General features: G+C 71.9%; 17 protein-coding genes and 1 pseudogene. 6 read left to right on the plus strand and 12 right to left on the minus strand.

Translation table 11 applies throughout. From position 1 onward, the window contains the following. Positions 1-254: 254 nt before the first annotated feature. Together ACFU6I_RS16570 and ACFU6I_RS16575 are read left to right on the plus strand one after the other, a co-directional pair. Complete coding sequence (locus ACFU6I_RS16570) at positions 255-1,622, plus strand: dihydrolipoyl dehydrogenase family protein (RefSeq protein WP_384366583.1); 1,368 nt, start codon at positions 255-257, stop codon at positions 1,620-1,622. Positions 1,623-1,672: 50 nt separating this feature from the next. After that, a pseudogene (locus tag ACFU6I_RS16575) lies at positions 1,673-2,798 on the plus strand (low temperature requirement protein A). 143 nt (positions 2,799-2,941) lie between these two features. Here ACFU6I_RS16575 and ACFU6I_RS16580 read toward each other — a convergent pair. The 4 genes from ACFU6I_RS16580 to ACFU6I_RS16595 all read right to left on the minus strand — a co-directional run bounded on the left by ACFU6I_RS16580 (position 2,942) and on the right by ACFU6I_RS16595 (position 9,010). Continuing rightward, positions 2,942-3,973: a helix-turn-helix domain-containing protein gene (locus ACFU6I_RS16580; RefSeq protein WP_384366587.1), complete on the minus strand. Its 1,032-nt coding sequence runs from the start codon at positions 3,971-3,973 to the stop codon at positions 2,942-2,944. A 1-nt stretch (position 3,974) separates the two neighbouring features. Then, positions 3,975-4,904, minus strand: coding sequence for a helix-turn-helix domain-containing protein (locus ACFU6I_RS16585; RefSeq protein ID WP_384366590.1), 930 nt, complete (start codon positions 4,902-4,904; stop codon positions 3,975-3,977). Between the two features lie 213 nt (positions 4,905-5,117). Further along, positions 5,118-6,104, minus strand: a complete 987-nt coding sequence (locus ACFU6I_RS16590; RefSeq protein ID WP_384366593.1) for an alpha/beta hydrolase — start codon at positions 6,102-6,104, stop codon at positions 5,118-5,120. 47 nt (positions 6,105-6,151) lie between these two features. Next, positions 6,152-9,010, minus strand: a complete 2,859-nt coding sequence (locus tag ACFU6I_RS16595; RefSeq protein WP_384366596.1) for an AAA family ATPase — start codon at positions 9,008-9,010, stop codon at positions 6,152-6,154. A gap of 245 nt (positions 9,011-9,255) precedes the next feature. Between ACFU6I_RS16595 and ACFU6I_RS16600 the strand changes: the two genes are divergently transcribed. Further along, positions 9,256-12,036 (plus strand): helix-turn-helix transcriptional regulator, encoded by a 2,781-nt coding sequence (locus ACFU6I_RS16600; RefSeq protein WP_384366599.1) that lies wholly within the window; start codon positions 9,256-9,258, stop codon positions 12,034-12,036. Here ACFU6I_RS16600 and ACFU6I_RS16605 read toward each other — a convergent pair. Further along, complete coding sequence (locus ACFU6I_RS16605; protein ID WP_384366602.1) at positions 12,030-12,518, minus strand: carboxymuconolactone decarboxylase family protein; 489 nt, start codon at positions 12,516-12,518, stop codon at positions 12,030-12,032. The genes ACFU6I_RS16600 and ACFU6I_RS16605 overlap by 7 nt on opposite strands. Positions 12,519-12,641: 123 nt before the next feature. Here ACFU6I_RS16605 and ACFU6I_RS16610 point away from each other — a divergent pair, with 123 nt between their 5' ends. From ACFU6I_RS16610 to ACFU6I_RS16620, 3 genes are all read left to right on the plus strand, one after another. After that, the gene (locus ACFU6I_RS16610; protein ID WP_384366605.1) at positions 12,642-13,625 is read left to right on the plus strand and encodes a pirin family protein; all 984 of its coding nucleotides are present in this window, start codon (positions 12,642-12,644) and stop codon (positions 13,623-13,625) included. A 28-nt stretch (positions 13,626-13,653) separates the two neighbouring features. Beyond that, on the plus strand, positions 13,654-13,995 hold the full coding sequence (locus ACFU6I_RS16615; RefSeq protein WP_384366608.1) for a GNAT family N-acetyltransferase: 342 nt from the start codon (positions 13,654-13,656) through the stop codon (positions 13,993-13,995). A gap of 340 nt (positions 13,996-14,335) precedes the next feature. Beyond that, entirely contained in the window at positions 14,336-16,135 is a 1,800-nt protein-coding gene (locus ACFU6I_RS16620) for a BTAD domain-containing putative transcriptional regulator (protein WP_384366611.1), read from the plus strand. 148 nt (positions 16,136-16,283) lie between these two features. Here the strand turns inward: ACFU6I_RS16620 and ACFU6I_RS16625 are convergent, their stop codons facing one another. The 7 genes from ACFU6I_RS16625 to ACFU6I_RS16655 are packed head-to-tail and all read right to left on the minus strand — an operon-like array spanning position 16,284 to position 23,453. Beyond that, positions 16,284-17,666 carry an alkaline phosphatase family protein gene (locus tag ACFU6I_RS16625; protein WP_384366614.1) on the minus strand — a complete coding sequence of 461 codons (1,383 nt, stop codon included), beginning with the start codon at positions 17,664-17,666 and terminating at the stop codon, positions 16,284-16,286. Continuing rightward, positions 17,663-18,850 carry a metabolite traffic protein EboE gene (gene eboE, locus ACFU6I_RS16630; protein ID WP_384366617.1) on the minus strand — a complete coding sequence of 396 codons (1,188 nt, stop codon included), beginning with the start codon at positions 18,848-18,850 and terminating at the stop codon, positions 17,663-17,665. The genes ACFU6I_RS16625 and eboE overlap by 4 nt, the downstream gene beginning before the upstream one ends. 13 nt (positions 18,851-18,863) lie before the next feature. Next, positions 18,864-19,754 (minus strand): TatD family hydrolase, encoded by an 891-nt coding sequence (locus tag ACFU6I_RS16635; protein WP_384366620.1) that lies wholly within the window; start codon positions 19,752-19,754, stop codon positions 18,864-18,866. Between the two features lie 27 nt (positions 19,755-19,781). Next, positions 19,782-20,456 carry an EboA domain-containing protein gene (locus ACFU6I_RS16640; RefSeq protein ID WP_384366623.1) on the minus strand — a complete coding sequence of 225 codons (675 nt, stop codon included), beginning with the start codon at positions 20,454-20,456 and terminating at the stop codon, positions 19,782-19,784. Continuing rightward, positions 20,453-21,376: a sugar phosphate isomerase/epimerase family protein gene (locus ACFU6I_RS16645; protein ID WP_384366626.1), complete on the minus strand. Its 924-nt coding sequence runs from the start codon at positions 21,374-21,376 to the stop codon at positions 20,453-20,455. Before ACFU6I_RS16645 ends, ACFU6I_RS16640 begins: the two co-directional genes overlap by 4 nt. Continuing rightward, a complete protein-coding gene (locus ACFU6I_RS16650) occupies positions 21,373-22,266 on the minus strand; it encodes an SCO3242 family prenyltransferase (RefSeq protein WP_384366629.1) in 894 nt (297 codons plus the stop codon). Before ACFU6I_RS16650 ends, ACFU6I_RS16645 begins: the two co-directional genes overlap by 4 nt. After that, positions 22,263-23,453 (minus strand): inositol-3-phosphate synthase, encoded by a 1,191-nt coding sequence (locus ACFU6I_RS16655; RefSeq protein ID WP_384366632.1) that lies wholly within the window; start codon positions 23,451-23,453, stop codon positions 22,263-22,265. Before ACFU6I_RS16655 ends, ACFU6I_RS16650 begins: the two co-directional genes overlap by 4 nt. Between the last annotated feature and the right edge of the window lie 28 nt (positions 23,454-23,481).

Here is a 23,481-nt window from a genome sequence, read left to right on the forward strand (position 1 = left end):
TGGGACTTGCTGGTCATGATCCGCCTCCTGCGGTGCCGTGCTGTGCGTACCCGGGCGACGCTAGGCGCCCGGACGGGGCAGGGGTTGCCCGCAAGTGCATGCGGTCATGCCTGCCCGCGCACTGTGTCCGTCCCATGTGCGAGGCGTTCGCTCTCGGTCGAGACCCCGTGCGCTGGCAGGCATGGACGGTTGCGCTGCCGCTCTAGCCTCGGCCGGGCGACCCACCCCCGGTGGGCCGGGGAACGAGGAGAGACGTGAGTACGAACGAGCAGGTGGATGTAGTGGTCGTCGGTCTGGGGCCGGGCGGCGAACACGTCGCGGGCACGCTGGCCGAGGCCGGACTCGACGTGGTGGGGGTCGAGGCGGAACTCGTCGGCGGCGAGTGTCCGTACTGGGCGTGCGTGCCCAGCAAGATGATGATCCGGGCCGGGAATCTGCTCGCCGAGGCGGGCCGGATCCCTGCTCTCGCCGGTGAGGTGGTCGTGACTCCGGACTGGGGCCGCGTCGCCGGACGTATTCGCAACGACGCGACCGACGACTGGAACGACCAGGTGGCGGTCGACCGGCTCGCGGCCAGGGGCGGTCGACTCGTCCGGGGAGCAGGTCGCCTCGCAGGGCCGCGCCGGGTGGCGGTCGGCGATCGCACCTTCGAAGCCGGGCGCGGTGTCGTGCTGGCCACCGGCACGAGGCCCCGGATCCCTCCGGTGCCGGGCCTCGAGGGAACGCCGTACTGGACCAACCGGGATGCCATGGCGGCCAAGGAGCTGCCGGAGTCGATGGTCGTGCTCGGAGGAGGCGCCATCGGCGTCGAACTCGCGCAGGTCTTCGCCCGCTTCACGTGTGTGGTCACGGTGATCGAGGGGCAGGAACGGCTGCTGTCGCAGGAGGAGCCGGAGGCGGGGGATCTGGCGGCGCAGGCTCTGCGGGCGGACGGGGTCACCGTCCTGACAGGCGCTCGGGTGCGGCAGGTCGGCCATGACGGCACGGCGTTCACCGTACGGCTGGAAGGGGGCGGGGAGCCGCTGCGTGCCGAGAGACTGCTGGTCGCCGCCGGGCGTCACGCCGACCTCGCTCCGCTGGCGGTCGACTCGGTGGGGCTCGACCCGACCGCAGGAGTCGTGCACACGGACGGGCAGATGCGGGCCGGGGACGGGCTGTGGGCGGTCGGTGACATCACCGGCCGGGGTGCCTTCACCCACGTGTCGATGTACCAGGCCGAGATCGCGGTTCGGGACATACTCCGCCGGCCCGGTCCCGACGCCGACTACCGGGCGCTGCCCCGTGTCACCTTCACCGACCCGGAGATCGGCGCCGTGGGGCTGACGGAGCGTCAGGCGAGGGAGCAGGGGCTGCGGGTGCGCACCAGCATGCTGCCCCTTTCCTCCTCCACGCGGGGGTGGATACACGGGCCGGGCAATGAGGGCTTCATCAAGCTCGTCGAGGACACCGACCGGGGCGTACTGGTCGGTGCGACGTCGGCGGGACCTGCGGGAGGAGAGGTGCTCTACGGGCTGAACGTGGCCGTCCACGCCGAAATACCCGTCGACCGCCTCCAGCACATGATTTACACGTATCCCACCTTCCACCGGACGGTGGAGGCCGCGCTCGGAGCCCTCCGCTGAACCGCCCACCGATCGCTCGCACCGACCCGGCACCCGGGCGATGGCGCACCATGCCGGGCCGCGACCCCGGCGAGCCGCACAGGTCCGCCACCCCGCTGGAACTCCTCTTCGACCTGTGCTTCGTCATCGCGGTGGCGCAGGCGTCCGGGAGTCTGCACGAGGCGCTGACCGACGGGGAGTACGCCACCGGTGTCCTGCGCTTCGCGCTGATCTTCTTCACCATCTGGTGGGCGTGGATGAACTTCACCTGGTTCGCATCCGCCTACGACCCGGACGACCTCCTGTACCGGCTGACCGTGCTGGTCCAGATCACCGGGTCGCTCGTGCTCGCCGCCGGTGTTCCCAGCGCGTTCGAGAAGGGCGATCTGCGCGTCATCACGGTCGGATACGTCGTGCTGCGCACGGCGCTGGCCGCCCTGTGGCTGCGTGCCGCGTGGTCCGATCCCGCTCGGCGGCCGACCACTCTGCGCTTCGCCGCCGGAGTGTCGCTGCCAGATCGGGTGGGTCGGGCTGCTCGGTCTCCCGGTCTCGGCGCGGCTGCCGGGCATGCTCGTGATGATCGTCGCCGAGGTCTGCGTCCCGGTGTGGGCGCAGTCCGCCGGGATGACCCCATGGCATCCGCGCCACATTGCCGAGCGCTACGAACTCTTCACCCTGATCGTCCTCGGGGAGTCCGTCGCGGCGGCCACCGTCGCCGTCCGGGGCGCCTTCGACCGGCACCAAGGCACCGGTTCGCTGTACGCGGTGGCGGCCGGTGGTCTGTTCATGGCCTACGCCATGTGGTGGCTGTACTTCGCCAGACCCGCGCACACCCTGCTCGCCACGACGCACCGGGCCCACCGCAGGAGATTCATCTGGGCCTACGGCCACTACCTGATCTTCGCTTCGGCGACCGCCGAGGGAGCCGGCCTGGCCGCGTACGCCGATCACGTCACAGGTCGCACGGATGCCTCGCCGTTGGCCGCCGGCGCGGCGGTCACCGTCCCCGCGGCCGTCTTCCTGATCACTGTCTGGGCGGTACACCTGCGGCCCCACCAAAGAACCGTGTCCGAGTGGATTCCGTATCCCGTCGCCGCGGTCGGCATCCTGCTGGCCGCTTGCTCCCCGGCCCCGGCCCTCGCCGCCGGCGCGCTGCTGGCGGCCCTGGTCGTGGTGGTCACGGTGCGGCGCCGGTGAAGAAGCCCGCAGCGGGATCTCACGCTGCGCCAGGACCGAAGGCCTCGAACGCCGCCGGACCAGGCCGCAGCCGTGAAGGGGCGCGGGGTCCGCACCCGGATCGTGGCGCGGGGCCCGCGCTCCCTTCCCCGGGGTCGTACGCCTCAGACCGAACGGGCCCGCTCGGCCGTTCGCCGCTGCTGCGTGCCGGCGGTCGCGCGCCACTGGGTCGGGGACACCCCGTAGGCCCGGCGGAAGGCACGGCTGAAGTGGGCCGGGTTGATGAAACCCCAGCGGGCGGCCACGGCCGAGATCGCCAGGTCGGCCGCGCCGGGACGGGCCAGTTCGGCCCTGCACGCATCGAGTCGCTGTTGGCGTACCCAGCCGCTGACCGTGGTGCCCTGCGCGTGGAAAAGCTTGTGCAGGTAGCGCAGGGAGATGCGGTGCTCGTCGGCGAGCATCCGGGGAGACAGCTCGGGCTCGCCGAGGCGGGACTCGGCCGAGGCCTTGATCCTGTCCAGCACCGTGACCGGCCCCGCCCCGGCCGCGGGCCGCCCGTCCGCGTCCACCAGGTCTTCGGCCAGTGTGGAGAGCAGACCCGTAACGGTGCGCGCGAGTCGCTCGCGTACCTGGGGCGAGGCGGAGCCGATCTCCTGCGCCAGCCCGGACAGCAGCGGCAGAATCAGTTCCGACGGTCGGTCGGCCGTGCCGCCGACGGCCCTCGCGGTGACCCGGCGCATCCCCGCCTCGTCCAGCCTCAGCATCGCGCGGGGAACCATCAGGACACAGGCCCGGTGCGGCTCCGGCAGGACAAGGGTGAACGGTCGGCTCGCGTCGTAGAAGGCCAGGACTCCCGGGTGCAGCTGCGCGGCGCGGCCGTCCTGGGACAGCAGCGCCGAACCCTCCAGCTGGACGCGGGCGAACATGTACGCGCGGCCGTCCCCCGCCGCGCCCTCCGGGGTCCGAAGGACCTTCACGGGGTCCGACTCCTCGGTGGCGACCTGAAGCGATCCCAGCCGGTCCGCCCTGAGGGACGCCTTCCAGGACCGCGGGTCTTCCCGGACGACCAGGTCCAGATCGACGTAGGTCCGCGAAAGGGCCCGCTTCCAGGCCGGGACCCTGTCCGCGGGCCCGACGGTCTCCGTGGACAGGTCCATCGGCGGCACACCGCCCGTCAGCGGCGTTCGGACCGGCATGTCACTCGCCCCCCTCGACGGAGCGTCGGCCCTGCTCGTGTCGCAGCCACTCGGTCGGCGACGTCCCGTATTGCCGGCGAAAGGCGCGTCCGAAATGGGACGTGCTGGTGAATCCCCAGCGGCGGGCGACGCTTCCCACGCCGACGCCCTGCGCGGCGGTGGCCGTCAGCTCCCGGCGGCACTCCTGCATGCGCAGCTCACGGATCCAACGGCTGACCGTCGTACCCTCCCCCTCGAACAGCCGGTGCAGATACCGCACCGAGATGTGATGGGCCCGCGCGACGGCCTCGGGGGTGAGGTCCGGTTCCGCCAGATGCCAGCGGATGAACCGGTGAATACGCAACAGCAGGACGCGGTCGGCGCCGGGCAGACTCGTCGGCTCCGCGCCGAGTTGCTGCGCCGCCGCCGCGGCCAGCAGGTCCACCGCGCTGCCGGCCAGTTGCTCGGCGGCGGACGGGGAGTACGACTCGGACGTGTCCGCCAGGCGCGACATGAACGGCGAGAGCAGGGCCGCCAGCCCGGTCTCCGGGCGCATGGACCTCGCCGTGATCCGTCCGAGGTCCGCCTCCGCCAGGCCCAGAAGGTTTCGCGGCACGCCGAAGATCTTCAACTGGAACCGTTGGGGAAACCGGATACGGAAGGGGCGAATGGTCTCGAAGAACGCGACATCGCCCGGTTGCAGCTCCGTGGCGCGGTCATCCTGCTCGACCTGGGCGACGCCCCTGGTGAGTACGGCGACGAACACCTCGTGGCCGTCGCCACCGGCGATGAAGCGCGGGGCCCGGTGGACCACTCCGGGATCGCACTCGATCGTGCTGATCTGAAGGTCGCCGAGGTGGTCCGTACGCATGGTGGCGTCGTATGTTCCCCCTTCCGCGGAGATGTCCATCCCCACGAGCTGCGCGAGGACGGCGTCTTGCCAGAAGTCCATACTCTCGCTGAGGGGCACGGTGCTCGTGCACAGCACCTGACGCGGGCGTCGCCGCGTCGCGGGGTCATGGACGTGGGCACCGTCTCCCGGGAGGGCACCGAAACTCGTTCGCATACAGGCCAGCGTGCCTTCGCCGGGTGTCGGACGCATCAGTCGGCCGACTGGTCCGGTCCCACCTGCCCCGTCCCGGCCGGGCACAGCGGGCGGCCGCCCTCATCTCAGGTGGCCGCGAAGGAAGAACCCTCCCAGAAGCACGGCCGCCCGCGTGGGCGGGCTGTCGCGCAACGCGGTCAGCGACACGAAGTCGTGGACCGTGCCCAGGAATCTGGCTGAGGTCACCTCGACTCCGGCACGACGTAGCCGGTCCGCGTACCGCTCTCCCTCGTCCCGTGTCACATCGGCCTCCGCCGTGATCACCAGCGCCGGCGGCAGCTCGGCGAGCTCCGCGACGCTCGCACGCACGGGGGACGCGGCCGGCTCGTCCCGCTGCCCGGGAGCGTCGGCGTACTGCCGCCAGTACGAGCGCAGCGCTTCCCGGGTGAGCAGATAGCCCGTGGCGAACTGCCGCTGGGAGGGGCTGTCGCAGCGGGAGTCGGTGAGGGGGTAGTACAGCAGTTGGGCGCGGACCCTCGGGCCGCCGCGCGACTTCGCCATCAGAGTGAGCGCCGTGGCCACGGTGGCGCCGGCGCAGTCCCCGGCGACGGCCAGCCGGTCGGCATCGAGCCCGAGTGCCCCGGCCTGCCGGACCACCCAGGTCATCAGCGCGTAGCACTCCTCGAGGGCCACGGGGTAGCGGGCCTCGGGAGTACGGCTGTACTCGGGGACGACAGCGGCCACGCCCGCGCCCCGCACGAGCTCGCTGACGAGCCGTGCGTGGGTCTGTGCGTCTCCCAGCATCCACCGGCCCCCGTGGACGTAGAGCACGGTGGGAAGCGGGCCGGTGAGGTCCAACGGCCTGAAGATCCAGAAGCCGACCAGGCCGGAGGGCCCCACGGGCGCCACGTGGAAGGTGGCATCCACCTCGAAGTCGTCGACCACGTGGTTCTGAGACTCCCGCAACGCCTGCCGGCCGTCCACCGGTCCCAGCTCATGCAGAAAGGGGGGTGCCGCGGACGCGTCGACGAGCCGCTGCACCAGCGGATCGAGGATCACGGCCGACAGGGGTTCTCCGCCCACTGCCCCCTCGGGGTCCGACTGCATCCGGTTCGCCTCTCGCACGGCCCCTCGGGGTTCTGGTTCGTTGCCCGTCACCTGTCGTACAGGAGGTCCCGCAGTTGATGGCGGCTGCTGACGCCGAGCTTCGGATAGACGTTGTACAGGTGCGAGCCCACGGTACGCGGCGAAAGGAAGAGCCGTTCGCCGATCTCGCGGTTCGACAGTCCGTTCGCGGCCAGCCTCGCGATCTGCTGTTGCTGAGCCGTCAGCTCGGCCAGACGATCGGCCGACGCGGGAGCCTGGGCCACCCCGGTCGCGCGCAGCTCGCCGCGGGCCGACGCGGCAAGGTGCCGGGCGTCCAGCCGGGCCGCGACCTCCAGCACCGCGGTCAGCTGCACTCGGGCCTCCAGGGGCCTTCTGCGCCTGCGCAGCCAGATCGCGTAGTGCAGACGGGCTCGGGCCCGCTCCAGGGGCCACTTCTCCGCCTCCGGATTGACCAGGGCCAGCCGGAAGTGGTGCTCGGGGTCGGCATCCTCGTTCACGAGGGCCGCCGCATGATGCATCAGGAGCGTCATCCGCGTCGTCGGTCGCGCACCCTGGCGTTCCCGTACGTCCCCGAGGATGCGTGCCGCCTCCTGCTGCCGGCCGATGCGCTGCGCGGCAGCGGCCAGTTCGCTGATGGAGCGCGGTGAAAGGAAGGGATCAAGGGGCGAACCGTCCTCCCCGAACAACGCCCGCAAGTGCCGGAAGGCCCGGTCGCCGTCCCCGAGGACCATCGCGGTCAGACCGCACGCCCGCAGCATTCTGGCGTGTGTGGACCGGTTCTCGTCCAGACTGACGGAGCGCCAGTGGGGTCCGGTGAACGGGATGTCCGGCATCGTCTCGCCGCGAAGCGCGCGGAGGGTCACCTCCAGGGCTTCGAGGTCCATGTCGACACGGGTCAACCGGTGGACCGCGGCGGCGGACCGGCCCTCCTCGATCACAGCCTCGGCCTCGGCCCACCGTCCGATGCTCACGAGGGTGTCCACCTCGGCCGCGAGCGTCCATGCGCGCGGCCCCAGCGTTCCCCGCGTGCCACGGAGCGCTCCTGCCTGCCGGTAACTCTCCGCGCAGAGCTCCGACTCGTCGACGTGGTGGGCGACCGAGGCGGTCGCCAGCAGACGGGTCAGCCGGCGCGCACCGTCGAGGGGTTCGGAGGGAGGGGCGGTCAACCGTCGCAGCGCGTCGCTGCCGCCCCGTACGGCAGGATCGATCCCCACCGACACGGCGGCCTCCAGGGAGGCGAGGACCTCGGGCCCGGAGAGCTCGTGGAAGAACCCGTCCTGCTGTGCGCACCGGTCCTTCTCGGCCTGCGCTGCCCGGACCGCGTGGTCGAGCAGTCGTGGCAGTGGCAGCCGGTGTTCGGGCAGCCCGGACCGGCGGGAGATCCCCATGGCGACCGCGGCCAGTGCGAAGGAGGTCGTTGCACGGCTCGGCGGCGTGCGCTGCCACACATCGAGCAGGAGGTCGAAGGCCTCCCGCTGGAACGAGAGCAGTGACAGCGCGCCACTCATGGCGCAGGCCGCGATGCACAGCAGTTCCGGGTCGCGGTTCACCCGGGTGAATCGTTCGTACAGGTCGCGCACCCATTCCGGGTCCCCGACGTCGCTCGCGGCGGCCAGCGCTCCGGCCAGACGCCGAGCCCGGTCGTGGACGCCGGCGCTGAAGCGCGCGGCTTGTTCCAGTGCCTTCGCCGAGGCGAACCAGTCTCCGGTCTGCGCGGCCTGGATGGCGGCTTCCTCCAGGGCCGTGGCCACCGCCTCGTCCGGGCCGATGGCTGCTGCGGCCAGGTGCCAGGCCCGACGTGCGGGGACCTGGCCTCGTGCGGCGGCGAGATCCCGGTGGACCTGCTGCCGCAGCTTCGCGGCGTACCGGTGGAATGCCGCGGTGCGGATCAGCGGGTTGCGGAACGCGAGACGGCCCTCGGCAATGGTGATCAGGTCGGCTTCCTCCGCCCGGACCCAGACGGTGAGGTCGTGGGAGCCCAATGCGGCCATGACGGTGACGAGTTCGTCCTCCTGCGAGGAGGCCGCGGCGTACAGCAGGGCGCGCTGTGTTTCCTCGGGGAGCTCGCCCAGCCGTTCGGCGAACATCTGCTGGATCCGCGCGGTCTGCCGCGGGTCCGCACCGGCCGTTGCCGGCCCGCTTGCGCCGTACGCCGCCCGGCTCAGCTCGACGACCGCCAGAGGGTTCCCCTCCGCCTGTCGGAGCAGGTCCAGCCTGACCCTTCCCTCGGGTGCGCCTGGCTGCGCATCCAGAAGCAGGGCCGACGCCCGCTCCGACAGCGGGCCGAGCGACAGGACGGGAAGATCCGCGGGGACCCCGGCCGGGGGAGCCTCGCCGCGTGCGGTGAACAGCACGGTCACGGCCTGGTTCGTCAGGCGTCGCGTCACGAAGAAGAGAACACGCATGGACGCGCGATCGCAGTCCTGCAGATCGTCCACGGTCAGCAGGACCGGGCATGCCTGCGCGAGGTGCCCCAGGAGTGTCAGGACCGCGGCGCCCAGTGCGCGGATCTCCGGCGGTCCGGCCTCCGGGGCCGGACCGAAAGCGGTGCGCAGCGCCCGCCGCTGGTGCTCCGGCAGAGCGTCGATCGCGCCGAGCACCGGCAGGAGCAGCTGGTGCAGGGTGGAGAACGCCTGCGGCTCCTCGGAGCCCCAGCCCTGCGCCGACAGGACTCGGGTGCGGCGTCGTTCGGCTGTCTCCGCGGCAACCCGGAGCAGCCGGGACTTGCCGGTTCCGGCCTCGCCGAGCAGGAGAAGAGCCTGGGGAAGGCCATCGCGTACATCGAGGGACCGCAGGATCCGGTCGACCTCCGCCTCCCGGCCGATCACCGCTGCGGCCGGCTCGGAGCCGCCGGGGTCGATTTCCTCACCGGCGGCTGCCGCGCCCCTCACGTCGAATTCCGTCATCGCACTCCGCTTCCCCGAACCATGGACGAGATCGCCACGGCCTACCGACTTCACTGGACGAAAGGTCGGCAAGTCTCGCGTCCGACGCCCATGAGTGGATGCTGTCAGAGCGCCGGAAGAGGCGCTTCTGTCATGTGACCAGTCATGCCGGAATCGGACCTGGCAGGATTCCTTCAGAGCGATGAGCAGGAAATTTGCTTCCGCACCGGTTCGGCAGGCGGACGGTTGGACGGACAAGGGAGAGCATGGACTTCGGCACCGACCCGGCACGCACGCGGGAGATCCTGGGCAGGGATCGTGAACTGGCGCGGATCGCGCAACTGATCGACGCCGAGGACGACCGCGGCCCGAAGGTGCTCGTGCTGACCGGCGAGCCGGGAGCGGGCAAGAGCGCCCTGGTGGAATGGGCGGCCTCGCACGCCGTGGCCGGCGGCCGACGCGTGCTCCGGGTACGAGGCAGCGAAGGCGAGAAGGACCTCGGTTTCGCGGGGGTGCACCAGCTGCTGCGCCCGGTACTCTCCGGCGTCGACCGGCTTCCCCCGCGGCAGCGTGATGCCCTGCGCCGCGCATTGGGTTCGGACGACACCGACGAGTCCCAGGCACCCGACCCGCTGTTGATCATGGTCGGCGTGCTGACGCTGCTCTCGGACGCGGCGACGGAACGCCCGTTGCTGATCGCCGTCGACGACGCACAGTGGCTGGACGTCGGCTCGCTGGACGTACTCGCGTTCATCGCCCGGCGCCTCGAAGGCGAACACATCACCCTGCTGCTCGCCGCACGGGATGAAGCGGTGCCGGCGCGCTTCGACCGCGACTTCCCGCATCTGGCCGCAGGCCCTCTGGACCGAGCCGCGGCGGGGCTCCTGCTGGACGCGCAGCCGCATCCGCCACGGGATCGCGTCCGGTCCCGGATTCTCCGGCAGGCGGCCGGGAACCCGCTGGCCCTCATCGAGCTCACACGAGCCTTCGCCAGGGACCTGGACAGCCGCGGAGCCGGCTCGATCGACTCGCTCCCCCTCACCGCCCGGCTGGAGCATCTGTTCGCCGCCGACCTGCCCGCTCTGCCGCACGACACACGCCGGGTCCTGCTCCTGACGGCGGCAGCCGGCAGCGCCGAGCTCTCGGACGTTCTCCACTCCGTGCCCGGCCTGGACGGGCCGGAGGTGTGGGGACCCGCCGAGCGGGCGGGGCTGGTGCGCGTCGAGGGCGGTCACGTGCGTCTGCGTCATCCGCTGGTCCGCTCCGCGATCTACCAGGCCGCTTCGTTCGCCGAGCGCCGCGAGGCCCACCTGGCGCTCGCCGCCGCGCTCGCGCGGGAACCCGATCGCCGTGCCTGGCACCTCGCCGCAGCCGCACTCGGCCCGGACGAACAGGTCGCCGGCGCTCTCGCGGAGAGCGCGGAACGCTCCCGGCGTCGCGGCGGATACGCGGCCGCGGCCACGGCGCTGGAACGCGCCGCGGAACTCACGTCGGAGCCGGATCAGCGTGCCAGACGCCTGCTCGCCGCTGCCGCGTCGGCCATGTATGCCGGGTATCCGCAGTGGGTCGGTGAGATCGCGGCCCGAGTCGGCACCCTGACGGACGACGCCCAGCTCCTCGCCGAGGCTTCCCTGCGCGGCGGGTGGTCCCTGGCCGTGACGCTCCGGCACGACGACTCCCTGGCCTTCCTGCTGCCCGTGGCGGAGTCCATGGCCACACAGGCACCTGCCCTGGCTCTGGACGCGCTGGGAACGGCATCGACCCCGGCGTACAACTCCGGCGCCCCGTTCTACCGGACCGAACTCCAGCGGATCGGCGGCCTCATCACGCCGCCGTCGAACAGGATCGACTGCCTCTGGCCACAGGTGGTCAGCCACCCGTTCACGGACCGGGAGGAGACTCTCAAGAGCCTCACCCACGCAGTGGACACACTGCAGGACGGTTCCCTGACCGACTTCGTCATGCTCGGCGGCACAGCCTGGATCCTGGACGAGACCGACCAGGCCGTGCGTCTGCTCGGCCAGGCCCTGGACCATCTGCGACGGGCCGCGACCGCCGGCACCAACTGCACCGTCGCGCAGGCCCTCGCCCTCGCACTGTTCGAGAGCGGAGCCTGGACCGCGGCCCGATCCGCCGCCGAGGACGCCTTCTGGATGGCGACAGAGGCAGGCGCGGACAACGTCACCGTGGGATCGTCCATCCTGCGGGCCACGCTGCGCGCCGCCCGCGGAGACCACGAGGCCGCGCGTGCGCAGGCCGGTGATGCCGTCCGCGGCATCGACCTGCTCGATTCCCGCAGCCTGTATGTGCGCTACTGCCACGCGCTCGGCATGGCAGCCCTGGCGGAGGGCGATCACAAGGCGGCGTACGAGCACTTCCGGCGCGTGTTCACCCAGGACTTCCACCCTGCACCCGTGCACTATCACGCTTCCCTGTACTACCTGGCCGATCTTGCCGCCGCAGGCGTCCGCGCCGGCCAGGCGGACGATGCCCGCTCCGTGCTCCGGGCCGCAGAGAAGACCCTGGGCACGGCCCGATCCGCCCGCCTGGACGCGATCATGCATCGTGCCTCGGCCCTGCTGAGCGATCCCGAGGACGCGGAGCCCCATTTCCGTGCGGCGCTCGCCGACCCGGCCTGCCCCCGATGGCCTTTCGAGCACGCCCTCGCACAGCTGGACTTCGGCGAGTGGCTGCGGCGGCGCCGACGGGCCGCGGAGGCGCGGACCGTTCTCGGCACCGCCCTCGAGTTCTTCGAACGGCTCGACGCACGCCCCTGGATCGAGCGCACCACGGCCGAACTCCGCGCAACGGGCGTGGCCGTGGCGGATTCCGCAACGCCCGAAGCGGTGGCCGACCTGACGCCGCAGGAGCTGCAGATCGCCCAGCTGGCCGCGGAGGGCCTGACCAACCGGGACATCGGCGCCCGGCTCTATCTGTCTCCGCGTACCATCGGCTTTCATCTGCACAAGATCTTTCCCAAGCTCGGCATCACGGGCCGCACCCAACTGCGCGATGTCCTCAGCCCGGCGCGCCCGCCGGATCACTGAGGGGGGATTCCCCGCACGGGATGCTTGCTCAGGATGGAGACCCGGTTGAAGGCGTTGATGGTGATGGCCACCCAGATCACTGCGGAGATCTCCTCCTCGGTGAGGACCTGGCGTGCCGCGGCGTAGGCTTTCTCCTGCTCGACGGCGTTCGCGGGGGCGGTGGTCGCCTCCGCGAGGGCGAGTGCCGCGCGTTCCCGGGCCGTGAAGAGTTCGGTGTCGCGCCAGGCGGCCAGCACGCCCAGGCGCTGCGTCGTCTCACCGGCGCGCAGCGCGGCCCCGGTGTGCACGCTCAGGCAGTACGCGCAGCCGTTGATCTGCGACACACGGAGGTTGATCAGCTCCACCAGGCTTCGGTCGATTCCCGCCTCGGCCGCGGCCGTGCGGACCGCGTCGGCCGTCCCGACGAGGGCGCGGTAGGCCTTGGGGCTCTGCTTGTCGATGTAGACCCGTCGGCTTGCCAGGTCTGCTGTCGTGTCACTCAACGTGGACTCCTCCGGGGGCCGCTTCCGGCCCGCGCTCCTCTGCCGTGCATGTGCGGGGACATGGACTTAGTATCAGGCATAATAGTTGAAAGTGAAATCATTCTCCGATGAGAGGGGCGTACGGTGAGTGACCTCGAAGTGGACCCGGTCGAACGGCGCCGGGGTGGGGCAGACCACGGCGAGTCTGCCGTGCAGCGTGTCGATGTGCTGTCCGCGCGCGACGTCCCGTTGGGCGGGCCGCGCGCGATGACGGTACGGCGCACGCTGCCGCAGCGGGCGCGGACACTGATCGGAGCCTGGTGTTTCGTCGACCACTACGGCCCCGACGACGTCGCCGACACGGGTGGCATGGACGTGGCTCCTCATCCACACATCGGTCTGCAGACCGTGAGCTGGCTGTTCAGCGGAGAGATCGAGCACCGCGACAGCCTCGGCAGCCACGCGCTCGTCCGGCCCGGCGAACTCAACCTCATGACCAGCGGGTACGGCATCAGCCACTCGGAGGTCTCCACCACCCGCACCACCGTGCTGCACGGCGTCCAGTTGTGGGTGGCCCTGCCCGAAGAACACCGGCACACCGGACGCGACTTCCAGCACTACGTCCCGCGACGGGTCCGGGTGGACGGAGCCGACATCAGGGTGTTCCTGGGGTCGTTGGCGGGTGACACCTCTCCGGTGCCGACCTTCACGCCCCTGCTGGGCGCCGAACTCGTTCTCGACCCGCGCTCGACGACCAACCTCCGCGTGGATCCCGGCTTCGAGCACGGACTGCTCGTCGACGAAGGGACCGTCCGTGTCGACGGAACACTTCTGCAACCGGCCGAGTTGGGATACATCGGCACCGGAGGCGACTCCCTGACTCTGACGAACGAGACGGATCGCCCGGCCCGCGTGGTGCTGTTGGGCGGCACACCGTTCCAGGAGCAGATCGTCATGTGGTGGAACTTCATCGGTCGCAGCCACGAGGACATCGTCGAAGCGCGGGCCGCATGGGAGAACGCCTCCGATCGCTTCGGCAGTGTCGACGGTTACGACGGCGGCCGCCTTCCCGCGCCCGGCCTTCCGAACGCCCGCATCACCCCACGCGAAAATCCTGCACACCACTGAAGTGACGTACGACACCGAAAGGCCCGTCATGACCCAGCACGCATCCGAGCCGACCGTTCAGAGAGTCGACGCCAGGCATCGCTACGAGATTCTGGTCGACGGCAAACGCGCGGGCCTCACCGCCTACCGCGACCGCGACGGACAGCGCGTCTTCTTTCACACCGAGATAGACGACGCCTTCGCAGGCCAGGGCCTGGCCTCCATCCTTGTGGAGCAGGCCCTGACCGACGTACGCGCCTCCGGGAAGCGCATCGTGCCGGTCTGCCCGTACGTGGCGAAGTTCCTCAAGAAGCACGACGAGTTCGCGGACATCACCGACCCGGTGACGCCCGAGGTCCTGGAGTGGCTGGAGACCGCCCTGAAGCGGTGACCTCCCCGGAGCCGGCCCGTGCGTGCACCACTTCGATCGAGCACGTCCGGTTCCCGCTGCCCGTCGGAACGGCGTGACGGATCCTCGGGCCGGCAGACCGCCGTGGTGCCCGTCCTCGGCGAGCATCCGTCACGCCCGCCCGGGCGTCCGTGGTGACGGCGGCCCGGACCGAAGGCTGCGGGCGAGTCGGGAGCGGGCACCGTCGTCGGCCGAGAAGGGCCGTTCCACTCGCCGCCACAGGCCGCGAAATCGAAACGATAATCCGTGAACACCACCCCCTTCTAGCGTCCCCCACAACAGCCGTCGCGCTTCCGCGCGCGGCTCGGAACGGGGGAAACACATGAAGTTCAGCATCCTCGGCCCGGTTGAGGCGTCCGTCGACGGTGCCGACATCCCGCTCGACGGCACCAAACAACGCACGACCCTCGCCGCCCTGCTGTTGGCTCGCGGGCATATGGTCACCGACGACCGGCTCAGCACCCTTCTGTGGGGCTGGGAGCCGCCCGCGACGATGAGCGCGCAGATCTACACGTACATCTCCCGGCTGCGCAAGCGCCTCGGTCCCGGGATCCGGCTGGAACGACGCGGTCCCGGCTACTGGCTGGACATCGGCCCCGCGGGTTTCGACTGGGCGGAGTTCGAGCGGCTGGCCGGCATCGGGACCCGGGCGCTGAGCGGCGGACGGTTCGAGCAGGCCGCCCGGGACCTGCGGGACGCGCTGAGTCTGTGGAGCGCGCCGGCCCTCTCCAACACCACCGACTTCCTCGGTGAGATCGAGCTGCCCCGGCTGGAGGAGGCCTACATGGCCGCCCTGGAGAGCCGCATCGAGGCCGACCTCGCCATGGGCTCGCACGCCGCGCTGATCGCGGAGCTGACGCCGCTGGTGGCCCGCCATCCGCTGCGGGAAGGGCTGCGCGCCCAGCTGATGACCGCCCTCTACCGCAGCGAGCGGCAGGCGGAGGCGCTCGCCGTCTACCGCGCCGGACGGCACACGCTGCGCGAGGAGCTCGGGATCGACCCGGGGCAGGCGCTGCGTACGGTGCACGAAGCGATCCTCACCGGGGACCTGGGCGGGCCCGCCGCGGGAGCCGCCGTCCTGTCGGCGTCGTCCCACAGCTGGAACGGACTCGTGCCCGCGATGCTGCCGTCGGACACCACCGACTTCCACGGGCGCGAGAAACAGCTCGCCGAAGTGACCGCCCTGCTCCGGCCGCACGCGGCGCACCCGCACCGGGCCGTGATCACCGGCATGCCGGGCATCGGGAAGTCGGCGCTCGCCGTGCATGCCGCCCAGCTGAGCCGTGAGCACTTCCCCGACGGACAGCTCTACGTCGACCTGCGCGACGCCCAGGGGCGGGCCAAGGACCCGTATGAGGTGCTGGGCTGGTTCCTGCACGCGCTCGGCACCCCCGAGGGGGATCTGCCGGTCTCGCTGGACGAGCGCAGCCAGCTGTACCGGAGCCGGCTGGCGGGGCGCCGTGTGCTCGTCGTCCTCGACAACACGGAGGACGACCGGCAGACCCGCCCCTTGCTGCCGGGCGGGCAGCTGTGCCGGACCATCATCACCGGGCGCAGTCCGCTGAGCGGTCTGGAGGGCATCCGTCTGGTCCACCTCGGGCTGCCGGACCCGGACGAGGCGACCGGGCTGCTCGCCCGGCTCGTGGGCGCCGACCGGGTGGCGGCGGAGCCGGAGGCGGCGGCCCGGCTGGTCGAGCTCTGCGACCGGCTTCCGCTCGCGCTGCGCATCGCCGCGACCCGGCTGACCGCCAACCCCCGGTGGCGGCTCTCCCGGCTGGTGGCCAGACTCGCATCCGAAGAGCACCGGCTGAGCGAGCTGCGGCTCGGCGGCCACGACCTGCGGGCCTCTCTGCGCCTCGGACATGCCGCGCTCGACGCCGAATCACGCCGGGCGTTCAGGGAGTTGGCACGTGGCTGCGCGGCCGGACTCAGCGCGCGGGAGGCCGCCGAGGTGCTGGGGGTGTGCGAGGAGCGGGCCGAATGGGTTCTCGAGGCGCTGGCCGACGCCCGGCTGATCGAGGTCAGCGGTGTCTGCACCGACGAGCGACTGCACTACCGCTTCCTGTCGCTGGTCCGGCTGTTCGCCCAGGAGCAGCCCGCATCGGAGCCCGCCGCCTCCTAGGGCGTGTGTCGGAAGTCCCGCCTGCCCCTCCCCGCCCCGAGGGCTGTCCCGTAGGGCTTTTCGTCGAACCGCCGTCTGCCGCGCACACGCGGGTGCGGTGCGGACACTTCGCCGACACCCCTGTGGCAGCAGGGGTGTCGGTGACGCGTCAGGACCAGCCGTGCAGGCGCAGGATCAGCCGCTTGACCTCGGTGGCGTGGTAGCGCTGCTGAGCCTCTGCGGGCTCCGAGCACAGCAGCATCGGGGCGTCCCGGTCGTCGTCGGGGAGCCGGCCGTGGCTCCCCCGTACACAGTGCGGATCGATCGGCACGACGGTCATCGGGGCCCGCATGCCCGCCTTCTTGCGCAGCAGCGTCAGCGCCGCCTTGGCCTTGATCATCGGATCGGCCGGGTCGAAGAACAGCTCGGCCGGGTCGTAGCCGGGCTTGCGGTGGATCTCGACGCCCCGGGCGAAGTCGGGGGCGCGGTCGTCGTCCAGCCAGTAGTAGTACGTGAACCAGGCGTCCGGTTCCGCGACCGTCACGAGCTCGCCCGCGTTCGGGTGGTCGATGCCGAAGTCGGCCTGCTGGATGCGGTCGAGGACCGTGTCGACACCCGCGGTGGCCTTGAGCGTGTCCCGTACCCGCGGCAGGTCGGAGGGGTCGGCGACATACACATGGGCGACCTGGTGGTCGGCGACGGCGAAGGCCCGGGAGGTGTGTGGGTCGAGATACTCCATGCCGCGTTGCACATAGACGGAGAGCAGCCCTTCGCGGCGCAGCGCCCGGTTGATGTCGACGGGTCGGCGCACCGGGGCAATCCCGTACTCGCTCAGCGCGATCACGGTGGTGCCGCGGTCCCGCAGGTCGTCCAGGAGCGGTCCGAGCGCGGCGTCCGCCTCCCGGGCCGCACGGACGGCCTGCGGGCTGTCGGGGCCGTAGCGCTGGAGGTCGTAGTCGAGGTGCGGGACATAGATGAAGGTCAGGTCGGGGCTGCGGCGGTCCAGGACGTAGCGGGACGCCTGGGCGATCCAGCTGGTCGAGGCGATTCCGGCGGTCGGGCCCCAGTAGTTGAACAGGGGGAAGTCACCGTGCAGCGCGGTCAGTTCGTCGCGCAGGCCCGCCGGGACGGTGTAGCAGTCGGGCTGCTTGCGGCCGTCGTAGTGGTAGACGGGGCGTGGGGTGAGGACGGTGTCGACCTCGGCGCCCATCGCCCACCACCAGCAGAGGTACGCGGTGGTGTGGTCCGGGTCCTTCTCCCGGGCGGCGTGCCACACCTTTTCGCCGTGGACGAGGGCGTTGTGCTGACGCCACATGAGCACCTCGCCCTGGTCACGGTGGTACCAGCCGTTGGCCACCGCGCCGTGGTCGTTGGGCAGGCTGCCGGTGGTCAGGGACGCCTGGACGGTGGCGGTGACGGCCGGGAAGACCGTGTCCAGCGCGGCGACGAAGCCCTGTTCGCCGATGGCCCGGAGATGGGGCATGTGCGGCAGCAGCCGCGGGGTGAGGCCGACCGTGCACAGCACGGCGACCTTTCTGCGTCGGTCGGTCATGAGTGGTGCTCCTCAGCACTCTTGAGGCCGAGTGCGTTCAGCTCGGCTTTCGTCCATGCCAGTTCGGCGGCTATCCCGTCGACCAGGCCGTCCCGTCCGGCGGGGCGCCGGCCTTCCGGCAGCACGGTCCAGGTGTAGGTCTCCACCTCGACATGGCCGGTGAGCGCCCGCTCCCCCGCGAACAGCGTGCGGAGGGTGGCGCGGAGCTCGGGCCGGGTGCTGCTGAGCGGCGGCGCCGGCTCGGTGTGCAGGGGGATGTGGTAGTGGACCCGCCAGGGCCGGTGGCCGGGCAGTCCACCGTCCTCGGCGAGAGCCTCGTCGAGGTCGTCGCGGCCCAGCACGGATCCGTCGGGCGCCTGCTCCCTGGTCTGGTGCAGGAAGCGGGGTTCGACGAACTCCGCCAGGGCGGACCGGACCGAGGGATCGTGAGGCCGGTCGGCGCACAGGGCGGCGGACGCCTGGAGCTTGACCACCGGGACCTCGTGGACGGCCAGGGCGCGGAGGGCTTCGTCGGGGTCCTCGTGGGCCACGGCGAGGTGGCAGGCGTCGAGGCACACCCCGATCCGCCCGGGATCCGTGGCGGCGAGGGCGGCGGCCGTGTGCCGCACGGTCTCGGTCACACAACCGGGTTCGGGTTCGACGGCGACCCGGATGACGCGGCCGGTGTCGGCCTCGATCTGCTTCAGCCCTGCGGCCAGCAGGTCGAGTTGGCGCAGGGCGGCGTCATGGCGTTCCGTCGGCCAGGGGGTGCGCCAGGCGAAGGGGAGCGTGGAGACGCTGCCGTGGGTGGCGGTGTCGGGAAGCAGGGCGGCGAGGATACGGGCCAGGCGCAGGGTGTGATCGAGTCTGCGCGGGTCGGACCAGTCGGGGGTGTACACGGCGTGCTTGACGACCGGATCGTGGAAGCCGCGGTACGGGAAGCCGTTGAAGGTGACCGTCTCCAGGCCGCGGGCAACCAGGTCGGCGCCGAGGCGGGCAAGGGCGGCCGGGTCGGTGTCGAGTGCGGCGGCGGTGGCGTCGGACAGCCAGAGGCCCAGTCCGAGGGTGGCGGCGCCGAGGCGTTCCCGTACCGGAAGGGCGTACTGGTCGAACTGTGCGGTGATACCCGCCAGATCCTCCGCCGGGTGCACATTGGTGCAGTAGGCGAGATGGACGTCGGTCCCGTCGCGATGGCGCAGTCTCACGGTCCCGGTGCCCTCAGCTGCCGCCCCGGGCAACGGAGTTGCCCGCATACAGGACCGCCGCCGGGGACGTCGGGTTCGCCGGGGCACCGCCGCTCTCCGCGGACCCGGTGGCGTCGACGTCGAGCCGGCCGCTCTGTGCGTAGAAGGCGGTCGGGTTCTGCCACAGGACGCGGTCCACGTCCGCCTCGTCGAAACCGGCGGCGAGCATCGCCTCGCCGGTGGCGCGGGTGAGCAGCGGATCGCTGTGTCCCCAGTCCGCCGCGGAGTTCACCAGCATCCGTTCGGTGCCGTACCGCTGGAGGATCTCGACCATGCGGGAGGGGGTCATCTTGGTGTCGGGGTAGATGGAGAAGCCCATCCAGCACCCGGTTTCGACAACGTGACCGACGGTCAGTTCGTTGAGGTGGTCCAGCACGACGAAGCCCGGGTCGATGCCGGATTCCGCCACGACGGCCAGCGACCGGGCGGTGCCGCCCGCCTTGTCGCGGTGCGGGGTGTGCACGAGTGCGGGCAGCCGGTGCTCGACGGCGAGGGCGAGCTGCGCGGCGAAGGCGTGCTCCTCGGCGGGGGTGACGGTGTCGAAGCCGATCTCACCGACGGCGACGACGCCGTCCTTGGCGAGGAAGCGGGGCAGCAGGTCGAGCACGGGGGTGCAGCGGGGGTCGTTGGCCTCCTTCGGGTTGAGGCCGATGGTGCAGTGGTGCCTGATCCCGTACTGGGCGGCGCGGTAGGGCTCCCAGCCGAGGAGTCCGTCGAAGTAGTCGCTGAAACTCGCCGGGGCGGTACGGGGCTGGCCGAGCCAGAACGCGGGTTCGACCAAGGCGCGGACACCCGCGTCGTACATCGCCCGGTAGTCGTCGGTGGTCCGTGAGGTCATATGGATGTGCGGGTCGAAAATCCGCATGTGCGGGCTCCTGCGAGTAGGGGGTGACTACCGGTCGCGACCGCGGTCCGGGACGAGAAGGACGAGATCGGCCGGCACGGGGCGACCCGCGGCGCGGCGCTCGTCGGCGAACGCCCGGGCCATCCGGGTGAGTTCGACGTCCTTGCGCTCGTGGAGCCCGGCGACGACGGACAGCGGTATCTCGGTGAACAGGCACTTGAGTACGGCGTGGCGCCAGCGGTGCTGATCGAGATGTGCGCGGGCGTACGGGCCTAGTGCGGCGATGATCAGCCGGGTGTCGTTGCTGCGCAGGGCGTCGTCGGTGAGGGAGGCCGCGGCGCCGCCGAGCGGCAGATACGGCAGGGACAGCAGCACCCCGCGCCGTTCGGCGGCATCGCCCTGCGCATACCGGGCGGCGGTCTCGGTGGCGGTGCGGTCGGGGGCGACGGCGAGCAGCAGTGCGGCACGCACGGCGTCCTCGACGGCCCAGCCCGCGCGGTCGGGCAGCGCCCGGTCCGGCAGCGGGATCCGCCCGTAGACGCGGCCGGCCGAGGGGAACCGGGTGTCCAGCGCGGCCGGGTCGGCGGCGACGGCCGCGGTGTCCCGTGCCAGCCGCTCCCGGCGGTCCGCGTCGAGGGCGGCGTCCAGCGCACCGAGCAGGGCCCGGACGGTGCGCTCGTCGTGGACGGCTCCGGTGGGTGTGGTGGTGTCCGAGAGCGTCATGGGCGTACCGCGCCCTTCATGAGTCGGGGTTCGGGGGTGGGGGTGGACACGAGCTCCGGCGGGCGTACGGTGCTCGCGGCGACCGCCGCCTCCCGCAGGAACGCGATGCTGCGGCGCGCCTGAAGAGTCGCTGCGTGGCTGTGCCGGGGCAGTTCCACCGACACCAGGCCGCGGTAGCCCACATCGGCGAGTGCGGCCAGAACCGGCGGGAAGTCGATCTCGCCGTCCCCGAACGGAAGATGCTCGTGCACCGCGCGCCGCATGTCCTCGATCTGGACATGGGCGAGCCGGTCGGCCGAACGGTGCACGCACTCCACGACGGGGTGCGGTTCCAGGCAGCGGCAGTGCCCGATGTCGAGGGTGAGCCGGAATCGGTCGTGCCCGCCCAGCAGGTCCACCAGCCGGCGGTAGTCCTGCAACGTGGCGACCAGCATGCCCGGTTCGGGTTCGAAAGCCAGGTCGACTCCCGCGCGTCCGGCGTGCTCCAGCACGGTGGCGCACCCATGGGCGAGCCGCTTCCACGCCTCGTCGGCCGGGACGTCGTCGGGGGCGGCGCCGCTCCACAGGTGGACGGTGGTGGCGCCGAGAGCGGATGCGATCTCGGTCGCCCTGCGCAGCAGATCGGCGCGGTGGGCGCGGCCCCCGGTGGAGACCAGGGTCGGCTGGTGCTTGCGCATCGGGTCGAGCAGGTACCGGGCGCCGGTCTCGACGACCACGTCGAGACCGGTACGGTCGAGCACCTTCCTGACCCGGGCGGTCCGCGCGGCCACGTCCGGTGCGTACGGGTCGAGGTGGTGGTGGTCGAGGGTCAACGAGACCCCGTCGTAGCCGAGGTCCGCGAGGACCCGCAGGGCGTCGCCGATCCGGTGGTCGCCGAAGCCGTTGGTTCCGTAAGCGAAGCGCAGCGCGGTCCTCGTCATGTCGGCGACACCTTCCGGGCCAGTCGTCGGGCGAGCGGCAGTGCCGCTGCCACCGGCAGGGCCACGGCCGTGGAGCCGGCCGCCGCGGTCAGCGCGGCCTGGAGCGGCATCATGGCGTGGATCCCGGCGCCCACGGCCCGGCGTACGCTCGCGGCAGTCGGGGTGCGGGCGGCGCTGTACTGGGCGAGCCCGCAGGTACTGAGGTAGGCGGCGGCCAGTGTGCGGCTGACCGCCCGGTGTGCCGGTGCGGCCCGGTTGCCGTACGCCACGGCCGCCGCCGTGACCGCCCCGCTCGCGGCGAGCGTCGCGGCGGGAACGGCCCTGCTCGCACCGCTGACTTCGCGCCGGCTGAGCACGGTGACGGCGAAGGTGTGCGCGGCCACGGTGAGGGCCGCCGGGAGTGCGGCCCGGGTGCGTCCGCTGCCCGCGCCGCCGAGGAGCACGTCGAGCCCCCGGGCGGTCGCCATCGCGGCGGGCCCGGCCGGGGTGGACTTCAGGGCGAGGTCGTAAGCCCAGACGACCCCGGCGAGCGATACGGCGGTGGGCAGTGCGGCGCGTCCCCCGCCGAGCGCGGCAAGTCCGATCCCGGCGGCGGTGAGACCGGTGGCGAGGGCAAGGGCCTGTTTGGGCGAGACCTCTCCGGAAGGGATCGGGCGCTCGGGGCGTTCCACGGCGTCGAGGCCGCGGTCGGCGTAGTCGTTGAGCGCCATACCCGCCCAGTAGAGGCAGACGGAGGAGGCGGCAAGCCCCACTGCGCGTGGCCCGCGCCGCACTCCCGCGGCCGCGGCCCCCGCCAGCACATCGCCGGGGACGGTGAGCGCGGCGGGAGCCCGTACCAGCCGGGCGACGGCACCAGCGGAGGGCAGGCGCCGCCTCGCGTACCCGCTCACACCCGCACCGCTGCGGCGGCCCGAGCCCAGTCCACCAGGGCCGTGAACTGTTCCTCCAGGCCGTGGACCGTGGAGCCGACCGGGTCCTTGAAGAAGAAGCCGAGGGCGGGCACAGGCCCGCTCTCCCCGGCGCGGTGGGCGAGAGCCATGAACCGGGCCAGGTCGAGGACGAGCGGCGCCGCGAGCGCCGAGTCGCAGCCCTCCCAGGTGAACTGCATCGTCATCCGCACGTCGAGGAACCCGTCGAAGACGATGTGGTCCCAGGCCGTCTTCCAGTCGCCGAGCGCGGCGATGTCGTGGATGTGCACCCCGCCCTCGACCGGGTGGCCGAGCCCCTCGTCGAGCACGCGCCGCTTGGACTCGACCTTGCTGCGGGCGCGGGAGGGTTCGGCGAGTGCCGCTCCGTCGCCGCCGCCGAGCAGGTTGGTGCCGGACCAGGAGCGCACGGCGAGGGCCCGTCGCGCGAACATCGGCATCAGGGCGGACTTGACGAGGGTCTCCCCCGTCTTGCCGTCGCTGCCCGCGTACGGCAGCCCGGCAGCGACGGCGTACGCGTGGAGTGCCGGCAGCCGCGCCCCCGCCGAGGGTGTGAAGTCGACATACGCGCAGCCGGACTTCAGTGCGGCGTAGGCGTACACCGCGCTGTAGGGCAACGGTGACTCCCCCGCCGCGAGCGCCGCGTCCAGTGCCTCCGTCGAGGCGCAGGCCGGGTCGGGTTCCGCGAGGGGTTCGGTCGTGGCGACGTTGACGACCACGACCCGGTCGAGTCCGGCGCGGCGCCGGAAGGAGTCGATGTCCGCAGCGAGCGTCTCGATCAGCAGGTCCTGCCGCGCGGCACCACCACCGTCGACCGGCCTGATCTCGGCGTCGGCCTCGGCGAGGTCCGCCGCCAGCGGGCCGAGGAGCGCCTGCGGCAGAACTCCCGCGCCCGCCAGCTGCTCGGCCCGCTTGACCAGCGGGGTCTCGTCGATGTCGTGACCGCCGAAGACCAGCCGGCCGAAGTCGGGCAGGCCGAGCTCCGCGAAGGGGGGCAGGGCGGCGACACAGCCGGTCTGCCGGGCCAGTCCGGCCCGGATCGCCGCGGCTCCGACGACCGCGGTCGTCGCCACCGAACCGCGGGCGCCGATGAGCCAGACTCCGGTCCTCTCCTCAGGTGCTGCGGTCGGTTCCGTCTGTGCCGTTCGCATGATTCTGCCTCTCGGAGCGCGGTCGGGT

The sequence above is a fragment of the Streptomyces sp. NPDC057486 genome (assembly GCF_042802415.1).
Classification (GTDB): Bacteria; Actinomycetota; Actinomycetes; order Streptomycetales; family Streptomycetaceae; genus Streptomyces; species Streptomyces yanii.

Bases quoted from the DNA above. Each gene is read 5' to 3' on its own strand.
- ACFU6I_RS16580 (WP_384366587.1), bottom strand. From the start codon at position 3,973: ATGCCGGTCCGAACGCCGCTGACGGGCGGTGTGCCGCCGATGGACCTG.
- ACFU6I_RS16585 (WP_384366590.1), bottom strand. From the start codon at position 4,904: ATGGACTTCTGGCAAGACGCCGTCCTCGCGCAGCTCGTGGGGATGGAC.
- ACFU6I_RS16590 (WP_384366593.1), bottom strand. From the start codon at position 6,104: ATGCAGTCGGACCCCGAGGGGGCAGTGGGCGGAGAACCCCTGTCGGCC.
- ACFU6I_RS16595 (WP_384366596.1), bottom strand. From the start codon at position 9,010: ATGACGGAATTCGACGTGAGGGGCGCGGCAGCCGCCGGTGAGGAAATC.
- ACFU6I_RS16600 (WP_384366599.1), top strand. From the start codon at position 9,256: ATGGACTTCGGCACCGACCCGGCACGCACGCGGGAGATCCTGGGCAGG.
- ACFU6I_RS16615 (WP_384366608.1), top strand. From the start codon at position 13,654: ATGACCCAGCACGCATCCGAGCCGACCGTTCAGAGAGTCGACGCCAGG.
- ACFU6I_RS16620 (WP_384366611.1), top strand. From the start codon at position 14,336: ATGAAGTTCAGCATCCTCGGCCCGGTTGAGGCGTCCGTCGACGGTGCC.
- ACFU6I_RS16625 (WP_384366614.1), bottom strand. From the start codon at position 17,666: ATGACCGACCGACGCAGAAAGGTCGCCGTGCTGTGCACGGTCGGCCTC.
- ACFU6I_RS16635 (WP_384366620.1), bottom strand. From the start codon at position 19,754: ATGCGGATTTTCGACCCGCACATCCATATGACCTCACGGACCACCGAC.
- ACFU6I_RS16640 (WP_384366623.1), bottom strand. From the start codon at position 20,456: ATGACGCTCTCGGACACCACCACACCCACCGGAGCCGTCCACGACGAG.
- ACFU6I_RS16645 (WP_384366626.1), bottom strand. From the start codon at position 21,376: ATGACGAGGACCGCGCTGCGCTTCGCTTACGGAACCAACGGCTTCGGC.
- ACFU6I_RS16655 (WP_384366632.1), bottom strand. From the start codon at position 23,453: ATGCGAACGGCACAGACGGAACCGACCGCAGCACCTGAGGAGAGGACC.